This is a genomic window from Fulvivirga sediminis, from assembly GCF_016757215.1.
Taxonomy (GTDB): Bacteria; Bacteroidota; Bacteroidia; order Cytophagales; family Cyclobacteriaceae; genus Fulvivirga; species Fulvivirga sediminis.
Genome location: NZ_JAESIY010000003.1, coordinates 405,723 through 417,528, shown reverse-complemented (window position 1 = coordinate 417,528; position 11,806 = coordinate 405,723). Strand labels below are relative to the sequence as shown.

The 11,806-nt window shown below is 37.3% G+C and carries 12 protein-coding genes and 1 tRNA gene; 5 read left to right on the top strand and 8 right to left on the bottom strand.

The annotated features are described in order from the left end of the window. Positions 1-50: 50 nt before the first annotated feature. A complete protein-coding gene (locus JL102_RS07440) occupies positions 51-836 on the bottom strand; it encodes a phosphatase PAP2 family protein (protein WP_202243637.1) in 786 nt (261 codons plus the stop codon). A 151-nt stretch (positions 837-987) separates the two neighbouring features. On the opposite strand from JL102_RS07440, the gene JL102_RS07435 reads away from it, so the two are divergent. The 3 genes from JL102_RS07435 to JL102_RS07425 all read left to right on the top strand — a co-directional run bounded on the left by JL102_RS07435 (position 988) and on the right by JL102_RS07425 (position 3,618). Then, the gene (locus JL102_RS07435) at positions 988-1,665 is read left to right on the top strand and encodes a response regulator transcription factor (RefSeq protein ID WP_202243635.1); all 678 of its coding nucleotides are present in this window, start codon (positions 988-990) and stop codon (positions 1,663-1,665) included. Next, positions 1,662-2,918, top strand: coding sequence for a sensor histidine kinase (locus JL102_RS23985; protein WP_202243633.1), 1,257 nt, complete (start codon positions 1,662-1,664; stop codon positions 2,916-2,918). Before JL102_RS07435 ends, JL102_RS23985 begins: the two co-directional genes overlap by 4 nt. Before the next feature lie 106 nt (positions 2,919-3,024). After that, on the top strand, positions 3,025-3,618 hold the full coding sequence (locus tag JL102_RS07425) for an HD domain-containing protein (RefSeq protein WP_202243631.1): 594 nt from the start codon (positions 3,025-3,027) through the stop codon (positions 3,616-3,618). Positions 3,619-3,704: 86 nt separating this feature from the next. On the opposite strand, the gene JL102_RS07420 is transcribed toward JL102_RS07425, so the two are convergent. From JL102_RS07420 to miaE, 4 genes are all read right to left on the bottom strand, one after another. Continuing rightward, a tRNA-Thr gene (locus JL102_RS07420) sits at positions 3,705-3,778 on the bottom strand. A 127-nt stretch (positions 3,779-3,905) separates the two neighbouring features. Then, entirely contained in the window at positions 3,906-5,912 is a 2,007-nt protein-coding gene (locus JL102_RS07415; RefSeq protein WP_202243629.1) for a DUF349 domain-containing protein, read from the bottom strand. Positions 5,913-5,958: 46 nt separating this feature from the next. Continuing rightward, positions 5,959-6,534, bottom strand: coding sequence for a YqgE/AlgH family protein (locus JL102_RS07410; protein ID WP_202243627.1), 576 nt, complete (start codon positions 6,532-6,534; stop codon positions 5,959-5,961). Next, complete coding sequence (gene miaE / locus JL102_RS07405) at positions 6,535-7,119, bottom strand: tRNA-(ms[2]io[6]A)-hydroxylase (protein ID WP_202243625.1); 585 nt, start codon at positions 7,117-7,119, stop codon at positions 6,535-6,537. Between the two features lie 88 nt (positions 7,120-7,207). On the opposite strand from miaE, the gene pdxH reads away from it, so the two are divergent. Then, positions 7,208-7,852, top strand: a complete 645-nt coding sequence (gene pdxH, locus JL102_RS07400) for a pyridoxamine 5'-phosphate oxidase (RefSeq protein WP_202243624.1) — start codon at positions 7,208-7,210, stop codon at positions 7,850-7,852. Then, positions 7,852-9,093, top strand: coding sequence for a glycosyltransferase (locus tag JL102_RS07395; RefSeq protein ID WP_202243623.1), 1,242 nt, complete (start codon positions 7,852-7,854; stop codon positions 9,091-9,093). The genes pdxH and JL102_RS07395 overlap by 1 nt, the downstream gene beginning before the upstream one ends. On the opposite strand, the gene JL102_RS07390 is transcribed toward JL102_RS07395, so the two are convergent. The 3 genes from JL102_RS07390 to JL102_RS07380 are packed head-to-tail and all read right to left on the bottom strand — an operon-like array spanning position 9,086 to position 11,617. Continuing rightward, positions 9,086-9,775, bottom strand: a complete 690-nt coding sequence (locus JL102_RS07390; RefSeq protein WP_202243622.1) for a response regulator transcription factor — start codon at positions 9,773-9,775, stop codon at positions 9,086-9,088. The genes JL102_RS07395 and JL102_RS07390 overlap by 8 nt on opposite strands. Further along, on the bottom strand, positions 9,765-10,763 hold the full coding sequence (locus JL102_RS07385) for a glycosyltransferase family protein (RefSeq protein ID WP_202243621.1): 999 nt from the start codon (positions 10,761-10,763) through the stop codon (positions 9,765-9,767). The genes JL102_RS07390 and JL102_RS07385 overlap by 11 nt, the downstream gene beginning before the upstream one ends. Further along, entirely contained in the window at positions 10,760-11,617 is an 858-nt protein-coding gene (locus tag JL102_RS07380) for a UDP-2,3-diacylglucosamine diphosphatase (RefSeq protein WP_202243620.1), read from the bottom strand. The genes JL102_RS07385 and JL102_RS07380 overlap by 4 nt, the downstream gene beginning before the upstream one ends. Positions 11,618-11,806 lie beyond the last annotated feature (189 nt).

The following is an 11,806-nucleotide window of genomic DNA, read 5'->3' as shown; positions in this document are numbered from 1 at the left end:
AGATAAAATAGACGCCAACGTCTAATAAAGTAAAAATGGTTATCCTGCTTTTAATTCAATTTAAGGCTCATATTTACACCTAAGCTTTTATTTTTATAAACAGGCATAACAGAAAGAGTGCTTTTGCTTTTGCTTTTCCTTCTTCCACTCCACCTGTATTGATGCGTTAGGTATGCAAGATTTGTAGCCAATATCCCTACTCCTGCTCCCACTAACACATCAGAGGTATAATGTTTATTATTCATCACCCTTAAAGCACCCACAGCCGTAGCAGAAGCATATGCTACAATACTATACAATGGACTCAGATGCCCATACTCTTTATGCAAAAAGGTAGCAGCGGCAAATGCCTGCGCTGTATGCCCTGAAGGGAAAGACTGGTGATTAGAGCCATCCGGCCGCTGATGGTGAGTAAGCTCTTTAGACGGAAATACTATGGCCATCATAATCAATTCTGATTTCAAAAGAATGGCTGTTCTATCTCCAAAATTATTCTTACCCTTAACTCCGGCAAGATTTAATCCATACACTACCGCAGCAGGAGCATACTGTAAATAATCATCAACATGAACACGGAAATTGGGCATATTTTCATTCCGCTCTTCAGCAATATGTACACTGCTAAGAAAATTGTTATTAGTAAGTGCTAAAAATCCAGCTCCTACCAATACAGCCGAAGTTTTTAACGAAGTATTAAACCTCTTCAACTCCACGTTTCTCAATAGCATGGCGCTATCTGCCTCATAACGAGTATGCAGCATTGAGTTCTGTGCACTGACACTACTCCACCATCCAAACATCAATAATAACAGAACATTAATTCTCACTTTGCTCATCTTTTCATTAAATTATTCAAAGCGAAGCTATATTGTCTTTTTGTAGAGAAGTGGGATGAATTTTGGAGAAAATTAGGATTTTGACTTTTCCTATTCCAGAATATCTACAACATTACAGCCTTAATTTGCTAAAGATTAAAATAAGTCAACTATGAAAATACTACTGGTAGAAGATGAAATTTCGTTAGTTGAAACCATCTCCCACTACTTAAAAGAAGAAGGATATCTCTGTGAAATAGCAACAGACTATAATATGGCGATTGAAAAAATAGGAGTTTATGAATACGACTGCATTTTGGTTGATATTACTTTACCTCATGGTAGCGGTCTGGATGTAGTAGATTCCTACAAAAGACATGAGCATAACGGAGGCATTATCATTATATCAGCCAAAAACTCTGTTGATGACAAGATTAAAGGCCTTGAACTAGGCGCTGATGATTATCTAACCAAACCATTTCACTTACATGAACTGAACACCCGAATAAAGTCGCTACACAGAAGGCTGAATTTTTCGGGCGAAAGACTTATCAAACTGAAAGACATAGTCATTGATCCTGACGCCAAAAGTGTTACCGTAAATGATACCATGGTACCCCTTACCAAAAAGGAATATGAGATACTCTTATTCTTCATACAAAACCCCAAACGTGTACTATCTAAAGGCTCTATTGCAGAGCATCTATGGGGAGATCATATGGATGTAGCGGATTCTTATGATTTCATATATTCTCAAATAAAAAATGTACGCAAAAAAATCAATAGTAAAAGCTCCTTCAATTACTTTCATGCAGTATATGGAGTAGGCTATAAATTTCTTGATCAGTGAAACTTCTATCTAAAACTAATCGATACTATTTATCGTCAGTAGCACTTTTAATGACTATTGGGGGCATTATACTGTTTTTCATGATTAGTGGCATTATAAGAAATCAGATACAAAAAGTTTTAAGCTATGAGGTAGAAGAATTCACAGAAAAGATTGAGCAAGGAGATTACGGATCTTACCTTTTAAACCCTATAGAGTTCGAGCTGGATTCTATTCAAAAATCCATAAAGCCCGATGAAATCTCTGACACGCTGATTACTAGCAGTGAAGATGAACGTATTCCCTACCTACAACTAACAACTTACAAAAAAATTAATAGTAAGATATACAAACTTACTCTCAGAGAATCACTCATTCAATCCAAAGACATTCTACTAGGCATAGCTTCATCTATGACCCTACTTTTCATTCTACTACTCATAGGCCTTTTGTTAATTAATAATGCGCTCTCAAAAAGATTATGGAAACCCTTTTATGCCATTTTGAATCAGCTTAAAGAATTTCAGATTCGTACTCCAGCCCAACTAACACCCGTAACTACTGATGTTCAGGAATTCACTGAATTGAATCAAGCCATTTTTACCATGACCGAAAGAATAAGAAACGACTATGAAGGATTAAAAGAATTTACTGAAAACGCCAGCCATGAATTTCAAACTCCTTTAGCAATCATTAAATCTAATATAGACTGGCTATTACAGCAAGTATCGGATAAAGAACAAATTTTAAGCCTCGAAAGAATAGAGTCGTCTATCAATCGGATGTCTAAGACTAACAAGGCACTGCTTCTATTAGCTAAAATCGAAAACCGCAACTTCAATCAATATGAAAATGCAAGCTTAGAAAGCCTTGTTTTAGAAACATTAGAAAGTTATGAAGACTTTATTCAGGCCAAAGGTTTACTAATTAAGAAGCAGCTGTTCAACAATCAAAAAAACAATCGCCCAGTTAACAAATCACTGCTTCAAATTCTTACTAACAACCTCATCAGCAATGCTATCAAGCATAATATTCTGAAAGGATACATTCATATTTATTTAGATGAAAACAAGCTCATAATCAAAAATTCAGGCCATAAGCTCACCGTAGACCCACATAAACTTTTTGATCGCTTCGCAAAAGACAATCCATCTTCAGAATCATCAGGACTGGGGCTTGCTATGGTAAAGCAAATCTGCGAAATACTTCATTATGACATCAAATACCAATGTCAGGAAAATGAGCACATCATCACCATATCATTCAACCTATAAGATACAGTATGTTACTTACTGCTACAACATCATTCACAACTCCCCTACCATTCCCATTTTTCTACAGAATTGGGGCCTACATTTATCCTAATTAAATGAAAAGCTCATGTTGGAACCCGTAGAAGAATATGTGATTAGCTTATTAGAAACATCCATATCTGAAAGTTATAGCTTTCATAATTTGGATCACACGCGCTATGTAGTGCAGGCTACCGAACTTATAGGCAGGCATGAAAATTTAACAGAAAAAGAGCTTGTTAATTGTAAAATGGCTGCATGGTTTCATGACACAGGCTATATTAATGGTCCTCATCATCATGAAGACCTAAGCGCTTCGTTAGCCCGTGCATTTCTAAAAGTAAACATTTCTGTTGATAATAGGAATTTACATACTATATCTCACTGTATTCGAGCAACAAGCCTTACAGCATGCCCTAAAAGTAAACTTGAAAAAGTGCTTTGTGATGCAGACCTTTATCACCTATCACAGCCTGATTACTGGGAACGTAACCATCTTCTAAGAAAAGAAATTTCGAACGTTTTTAACGTACAACTTTCAGATGCAGAATGGCTCACACGCAACCTCGAATTTCTCCAGAACCATAAGTACTATACCGAGTATGGTAAAAAAACATTAGAGCCGCTCAAACAAAAGCACATAGAAGAGAACATCCAAAAGCTGAAAGCCTTTCATGCCTAATGAAAAATAAGTAGGGCCAAAGAAGAGATACACCTCAAAAGCAATAAAAAAAGCCACTTACAACATTTCGTTATAAGTGGCTTTTGAGCCCCCAGTCGGATTCGAACCAACGACCTACTGATTACAAGTCAGTTGCTCTGGCCAACTGAGCTATGGAGGCCTCTCTCTTCCATTTTATAAGACTTTAATCATCTTTTTGATCTGCCTTTTTATTTAATGGAGTGCAAATGTAATGCATCAAATTATAATTGCAAATACTTAACGAGAAAATTTTATGGCTTTTTTTATCAGTTCGCGGTTCTTACCATTCTAAGCTCTTTTTTAAGTACTTTAAGCTCATCAGTAGCCGCTTTAATCTTAGCATTAAATTCATCCTTCAGCTTATCTGCTGTTTTTGAAGACGCAAAGAATTCCAAATTATTTTTCCAAACAGCTATATCATTCTCTATCTTACCTATTTGCTTTCGAAGTGTTTGCTCCTTTCTATAAAGCTTTTGATCTGCATTAGGACTATTAAGAAGTTTATTTACTTGATTTTCGAGTTTAATCTCCGTTTTTTCTTCTTTAGACAGACCTTTAATACTGTTTAGGTATTTATCTACCACTTCAGTATACCTGTTTTTGATTTTGGTAATACTTTTACGAGGCACAAAACCTATCTCCATGTATTGATCTTGCAATCCTCTGAGTGTATCCAGATCCTCTGTTTCTCCATTAGCCAAAGCCTCTATCTTATCACAGATCTCTTCTTTTTTCTTCAGATTATCCTCATAATCCTTCTCTAACTCACTATTGTTAGACCTTTTTCTTTCAAAAAAGTGATCTGCAGCTTCTTTAAACTCTTTATATACTGATTCTCTGTACTTTTCTGGAACAGGACCTATCTCTTTCCAATCGCGCTGCAATTGCTTAAACTGATCAGCGGCTTTTTGCCACTCATTGCTTTCTTTTAGTTCCTGAGCCTTGGCTATAAGCTCTTTTTTCTTCTCCAGATTACCTTCTCTCTGTGCATCTAATCTCTTAAAGAAAGCACTCTTATTATTAAAGAAGGTTTTAAAAGTTCCCCAGAATTTTTTGTTTACCTCTTTAGCCTTAGCACGAGGTAATCCTCCGGTAGCTTCCCATCTTTTTTGTATTTCAAGAATGTCCTTAGTTTTCGCATTCCATTCTTTGATCCTGTCAGAATCAAAATCAACAAACTCCTGAACCTCATCGGCAAGCTTAGCTTTCACCACAAGATTCTCCTCCAGCTCTACCTTTAGCTGATCTACAAATTCTTTTCTTCTAGCATATATAGCATCAGAAGCTCCTTTAAATCTTTGCCAAAGTGCTTCCTGCTCATCTTTAGGTACAGGACCTATATGTTTAAACTCATGATGAAGTTCGTTGAGCTCTTTAATAGCATCTTTAAGATTCTCAAACTCTATCAACTTCTCGGCGCGCTCGCAAAGCTCAATTTTAGAGTCTAGATTTTTTCTTCTATCAAGCTCCTTAAGCTCAAAATAGATGCTTCTATTATCGTAAAATCTATCAATGAGAGCATTATAATTAGCCCAAAGGGTTTTAGCATAAGCACCAGGAACGGTCCCTATATCTTTCCACTCATTCTGAAGTTCCTTAAAAGCCTCAAAACTGATATTAGTCTCCTCTGAGTCTACAAACTCACGGAGTTTTTCTAAAATATCTTGTTTTCTCTTAAGGTTAGTTTCTTTTTGCTGCTCACGCGATTTGAGATCTTGCTGTCTCCTATCTCGTATCAGCTTATAATTAGCATCAAAGCGATTATCAAGTTCTGTAGGTTTATAATCAAAGTCAGACTCTTCTGCCCCATCTGCCACAAACTTCTCCAGTGCCTGTTGCCTCTCATGATTTCTTATCTCATCATATAAAGGTTTTATTTCTTTGGCTACCCTATCAGCTTTCTGCAAGTTATCGCCTTTGGCTAATGCCTTAATGAGCTCTACTAACTCCTCTTTAGAATAGTTACTGTAGTCTTCATCATGATGATCATCATCGTGTTCATCGTCATGATCCTTTTCAGCAAGATCTTCCTCAGAGTTAAGCTGCTCACCCTGCTTTGTTTTTGCCTGGTCTGTAGCTTCAGTTTTTTCTGTAGGCTCTATGTCAGATGTTTCAGTGCTATCCGAATTGACTTCGTCAGAAACACTATTTTCAGTTTCCGGCTCTGATTGTCCGGCTTGTTCCTGCTCAGTGCTAACGTCATTGTTTTCGTTTTGCTCCTGATCAGTGTTAGTAGTATTATCTACTTCCTTGATGTCCTTCTCTTTATCCATGTTTTGCAGTTTTCGAACTGTATAACCGTAAAAATAACAAAATCATTCAATTTAAGCGTGGGTCTGTGGGATAATTTGAGTAGACATTAAACCTGCCACCCAACTCTTTAAGCACCACTTTCCACAACTCTTCTTCGGGGGTATTAAATACCAATTGTTCATTAGCATAATTAGCCACAATCCAAGAATCAGCATCTAACTCGTTTTTTAACTGACCTTCTGACCAACCAGAATAACCTACAAAAAAACGAAAATCATTACCCGACACTTGCTTGGTGTTAATCATAGTGAGCAGTTGCTCAAAATTACCACCCCAGTAAAGGCCCTCAGCTATGGGCACTCCACCTTCTATATTTTCTTCTCTATGTACAAAATGTAGCGTGTCCTGCTGTACCGGCCCGCCAATATAAACCTTTTCGCTGAAGTCATTCACATCTTCAATGATTTCATCTAATAAAACTGTAGATGGCTTATTCAAAACAAACCCAAAAGACCCTTCATCATTATGTTCACAAAGTAATACTACTGTGCGCTCAAAATTAGGATCTGGCAGGAATGGCTCCGAGATCAGCAGACTTCCTTTTTCCGGCTGAAAATTATTTTTATACTTAAAATATTCCATTTAGTGCAAAGCGGGTTTTAGTGGTAAAGACTGCAAGACCTTTGCTTCAACTGTATTTAGTTCTTCTAATCTCTTATAAGTATGGTCTTTATCAAAATAAATCAAGGCCATTTTTACGAAAATATTACCATGCTTCGCTTCTGAGGCCCAAAGATTATGATAAAATGTTTTTAAATCTCCCACGGGCAACGCCTCATATACCAGCCTAAAGCGCTCTGCACCACGACATTCGATAATAGAAGCTAGGAGTAGTCTATCCAAAAACCTTCTTTCCACATCTGTATGGCAATGATTTATCAGCTGTTTTACATACAAATCTTGTCCCATTTCCGGAGGCAATGCCACGCCTCTCTCCTGCATGATATTATAAACCGACTGAAAATGCTCCAACTCTTCTATGCCTGTTTCTATCAATTCGGGTATTATCTCCAGTCGATCCGGATACTTAGCCACAAAGCTCATGGCCATAGCAGAAGCCTTCCGTTCACAATTAGCATGATCCTGTAAAAAAGAATCAAAGTCTGACATTACTGTATCAACCCACTCCTGACTGCTTTCACAGGCCAACTCTATACTTAGTTTCATTTATAATATACGTTACTTCCGTTATTTATTAAAATATGATAGTCTTTAAATTAACAAAGATTTTAAATTTGGGCTAAAATTTAAGGTTATGGATAAAAATATTGCTGATATAAGAAAAGATTATGCCCTAAAGGCATTAGATGAACAGGATTTACTACCTAATCCTATCAACCAGTTTGAAAAGTGGCTTAATGAAGCCATTGAATGCGACATTAAAGAGGCAACTGCCATGAATGTGGCTACCATTGGCGAGCAGGGCTTTCCTTCTTCCCGAATCATATTACTTAAAGGGGTATCAGAAAAAGGATTCAGTTTTTATACCAATTACCAAAGCGCTAAGGGTAAAGAGCTTGCTAGCAACCCGGCGGTGGCTCTTAATTTTTTCTGGCCAGAACTAGAGAGGCAAGTACGTATTCAAGGTATGACCACTAAATTGAGCGAAGCAGAGTCTACGGAATATTTTCAAAGCCGACCTAAAGGAAGCCAAATAGGCGCATGGACTTCCCCTCAAAGCACCGTGATAGCCAACCGTGAGGTATTAGAAGAAAGACAGAAGAAAATTGCCGAAAAGCACAAAGATGATGAAGTACTGCCCAAACCCAAGCAATGGGGAGGCTACCTAGTAGAGCCATTTTTAATAGAGTTCTGGCAAGGCAGACCCAGCAGGCTTCATGATAGAATTTTGTATGTCAAAAAAGGCGACAACTGGGAGGTAAACAGACTGGCCCCTTGATGGAAAACTTGTATTTATCGCGCTACGCCTATCCTCAAAAGCTCATCAATGACCCTGCTGATAAAGTGCTAGATGCTGTAGTGACCATTCCTTGTTTCAAAGAGGAGCACCTAATTGAGAGCTTGGAATCACTAAAAAACTGTAACAGGCAAGCTTTGAGCATTGAGGTGATTATAGTTATTAATGAAGCTGAAAATGCATCTGAAGAAATAAAAACAGTAAACAATAAAGCCTTTGAAGAAGCTCTGATATGGTCTAAGACACATTCAGAGCCTTCTTTCAAGGTATTTACTTTCTATATTAATGATTTGAAACCAAAGGATGCAGGCGTGGGCATGGCTCGCAGAATAGCCATGGACGAGGCTGTGAGACGCTTTGAATCTATAGGTAAGCCTGATGGAGTAATCATTTGCTATGATGCTGACAGCCAATGTGATACAAATTACTTACAAAGCACAGTATCCTTTTTTAAAGATCAGCCGAACTGCCCTGGGGCCTCCATTTACTTTGAGCACCCTCTTGATGGCCCCTACCCTGAGGAAATCTATGAAGCGATAATTGATTATGAGCTTTTCTTAAGATATTATGTGAACGCATTAAGATATGCTGGTTTTCCGTATGCCTATGAAACCATAGGATCAAGTATGGCAGTAAGAAGCAATGCTTATCAAAAACAAGGAGGAATGAACAAAAGAAAAGCAGGAGAAGACTTCTATTTTCTACATAAAATAATTCCTTTGGGCAATTATGGCGAGATCAATGACACAAAGGTAATACCCTCTCCAAGAAGATCTGACCGCGTTCCATTTGGTACTGGCAAGGCCGTAAATGAATGGCTAAAAACCAAGCAAATGCAAACCTACAGTCCGCGGATTTTTGAGGAATTGAAAACCTTCATCCAGCAAGTGCAATACCTTTTTACTACTAAGAATATAGAGGCTGTCATGGATTCTCTTCCGCCCTCAGTGCAGGGATTCTTAACGGACAAAGAATTTACCAATAATTTGAAGAGAATAACTAACAACTCAGCTTCTGAAGAAACTTTTTACAAACAGTTTTACCACTGGTTTAACGGCTTTATGGTGCTAAAATACGTGCATTTCTCCAGAGATCATTATCATCCGAATGTGGCCGTAGGGCAAGCAGCAAGAGCGTTATTCAATATGCAAAACTTAAAGCCAGCCAGTAATAACAAGGAGTTACTATTGCAATACAGAGCACATGACAGAGCTTTTATCTAAGCTCAAATTTATATTGGTTTTCACTGACTTTGGCAATAAATTTTTTACCCAGCTTCTTCCCTATGCTGGCTATATAAGTATCTACTGACTTGGAGAAAATATAAATATCGGAGCCCCATATATTATTCAATAAACTATCTTGAGTAATGGTCTTATGTGGATTTTGGGCAAAAAAATAAAGTAATTCAAACTCGTATCTGGGCAATTCCACTACTTTGTTATTAAAATATACCTTATGAGATGATCTTTCTATTCGAAAATCTCCATAAGTAATCTCCTTTATACTCTTTCTTATAACTAAGTTGTTTTTAAGTACAGTACTTATTTTATGAGTCAGGGCCCTTAGACCAGTTATTTTTTCTATATAATCATCTCCTCCTGTGTCTAAGGCCTGAGTTTGTAGTAATTTATCACCTTTCGCAGTAAGGAAAAATATGTAAGTGTTTTTGAAATCCGGCATTTCTCTCAACTGACGACAAATTTCAATACCATTAACCTTAGGCATCATAATATCCAGAACTATGAGGTCAGGGTGAAATTTAGTGGCTGTTTCTATAGATTTAGTACTTTTTTTCTCTACCTCTACGTCGTAGCCTTCTTTTTGTAAGTTATACTTTAATAAGTCAAGAATGTCTTTATCATCATCCACAAGCAATATCCTGTGTTGGTTTTTATCTTTCATACCCCATCTCTTTTTCTATAATTCTTGTGACTATTGCCTCAGTCTCATCTGGGTAATCCATTTGTAATACCATATCAGACTGCACCCAATCTTGTATTTTATTCACTTTTTTCAACTTTAATTTTTTCAAAACAGGTATGCCCAGCTTCCTTAAAGCAGCAGCATTGCAATGTTGCTCATACTGACCTTCCATGGGTATTACCATTAATTTTTTTCCTAGATAGAGGCTCTCAGCAGGAGTTTCAAAACCCGCACCACATAGCACTCCTTGAGCGGAAGTAATGCTCTCAATAAAAAGGTCATTATGAATAGGCACAATACTTATATCATCTATATGGTAAGCTTTAGACGAATGTTTGGAAAACACCTGCCATTGAATACCTTTTATCTGAGAAAGTACTTTTATAATCTTCTCATCAGAATAGGCTGGCAAATAGACGGTATAGTGACCCTTGTTAGTAGGCTTAACATCTCTAATGCATTTTCTCACCACAGGGGTATAAATATCAGTGTCAAACGCATCGAAATGAAAGCCATAATTCTGAGAAACCGGAGCGTAATTCTTCAAAATCATTTTGCCAACAATATCTCTGGATTCTGGCTTCGGACATTTATCAGAAAGCAAAGCTCCTTGATGGCTCAAGCCTACGGTTCTGCGGCCACGTTTACGGGCTGCCCAAGCCGTAATAGGCTCAAAATCATTTATAACTAAATCATATTGATCTATAGGAAAATCATTAATCTCTTTATAAAACCTTAAGGTTGAATTTTTCATAAAGGTTTTGCTGAGGTTAATTCCACCACGTTTACCAAAATAAAAACTCACCCCCGGAGACCTATATTTAGGTATTTGAGAAAGGCTAATCTCCACCTGAGCCCCACTTACCAGATAATCTACTTCACCATGCTTTTCTAACGCCGGCCCCACGTCCATAGCCCTGCTAATATGTCCATTGCCAGTACCTTGTATTGCATAAAGAATCCTCATACTTTCACTGTTAAAAATTCGCTGATCATCGTTTTAAAAATATCATTATTATCCAGTTCCTTTTTCCGCTCCTTCTTGTTTAGCACTACTGCCTTGGCTACAGGATCATCTAAAAAGTGGTACAAGCTCCATTGGTTATTATTGTATTCCAATGCAGTGAAATTTTCAACCCAATCACCTGAATTTAAATAGGTTACAGAACCGTTATCAGTCACCACCTCACGCATTTGAGGGTGATGAATATGGCCACAAATCACATAATCGTATTCATTACTAATGGCTATATCTGCCGCTGTACCTTCAAAATCATCAATGAACTTCACTGCACTCTTCACACTGTCTTTTATTTTTTTACTAAGCGATATTTTACCCCTTCCTATACTCTTAGAAATAAAGTTAACCAGCGTATTGAGTAAAATCAGTGAGTCATAACCTACCGCACCAAGTTTGGCAAGCCACTTAGAATGTTGCATGGTAATATCAAATACATCTCCGTGAAAAATCCAGGTTCTTTTCCCTCCCTTACGAAGCACGATCTTATTGACAATCTTAAACTTACCTAATTTAAAACCTACAAATTTGCGTAGCATCTCGTCATGATTGCCAGTGATATACACTACTTCTGTACCCTTGCTCAGTAAACCTGTAATATGCTTTACAATTTGCATGTGCGAGCTCGGCCAATACCGTTTACTAAACTGCCATATATCTATTATATCACCATTCAGAATGAGCTTTTTGGGTTTTATGGTTTTGAGGTAACGCAGAAGATCTTCTGCATGACAACCGTAAGTGCCCAAATGCACATCTGAGATCACTACTACATCAACGGGGCGTTTAGATGGCTCTTTCATAAAAAATTAGTAAAAAGACACCCTGCATACATTCAGCCAGTACCACAGGGTATCTTTGTTATAACCCATACAATACAAATCTAAAATCCGAACATTACTCTATCTTGATGAGTCGATTACGATACTATTACGATTAATGTGATCTATATTATTTCAATATGAATTATGTTAACTAATTTTGGCACCAAC

What these genes read in the sequence shown, in the direction of transcription:
- JL102_RS07395 (WP_202243623.1), top strand. Translation starts at nt 7,852, where the DNA reads ATGGAAAACTTGTATTTATCGCGCTACGCCTATCCTCAAAAGCTCATC.
- JL102_RS07390 (WP_202243622.1), bottom strand. Translation starts at nt 9,775, where the DNA reads ATGAAAGATAAAAACCAACACAGGATATTGCTTGTGGATGATGATAAA.
- JL102_RS07435 (WP_202243635.1), top strand. Translation starts at nt 988, where the DNA reads ATGAAAATACTACTGGTAGAAGATGAAATTTCGTTAGTTGAAACCATC.
- JL102_RS07415 (WP_202243629.1), bottom strand. Translation starts at nt 5,912, where the DNA reads ATGGATAAAGAGAAGGACATCAAGGAAGTAGATAATACTACTAACACT.
- JL102_RS07380 (WP_202243620.1), bottom strand. Translation starts at nt 11,617, where the DNA reads ATGAAAGAGCCATCTAAACGCCCCGTTGATGTAGTAGTGATCTCAGAT.
- JL102_RS07440 (WP_202243637.1), bottom strand. Translation starts at nt 836, where the DNA reads ATGAGCAAAGTGAGAATTAATGTTCTGTTATTATTGATGTTTGGATGG.
- pdxH (WP_202243624.1), top strand. Translation starts at nt 7,208, where the DNA reads ATGGATAAAAATATTGCTGATATAAGAAAAGATTATGCCCTAAAGGCA.
- JL102_RS07425 (WP_202243631.1), top strand. Translation starts at nt 3,025, where the DNA reads ATGTTGGAACCCGTAGAAGAATATGTGATTAGCTTATTAGAAACATCC.
- miaE (WP_202243625.1), bottom strand. Translation starts at nt 7,119, where the DNA reads ATGAAACTAAGTATAGAGTTGGCCTGTGAAAGCAGTCAGGAGTGGGTT.
- JL102_RS07410 (WP_202243627.1), bottom strand. Translation starts at nt 6,534, where the DNA reads ATGGAATATTTTAAGTATAAAAATAATTTTCAGCCGGAAAAAGGAAGT.
- JL102_RS07385 (WP_202243621.1), bottom strand. Translation starts at nt 10,763, where the DNA reads ATGAGGATTCTTTATGCAATACAAGGTACTGGCAATGGACATATTAGC.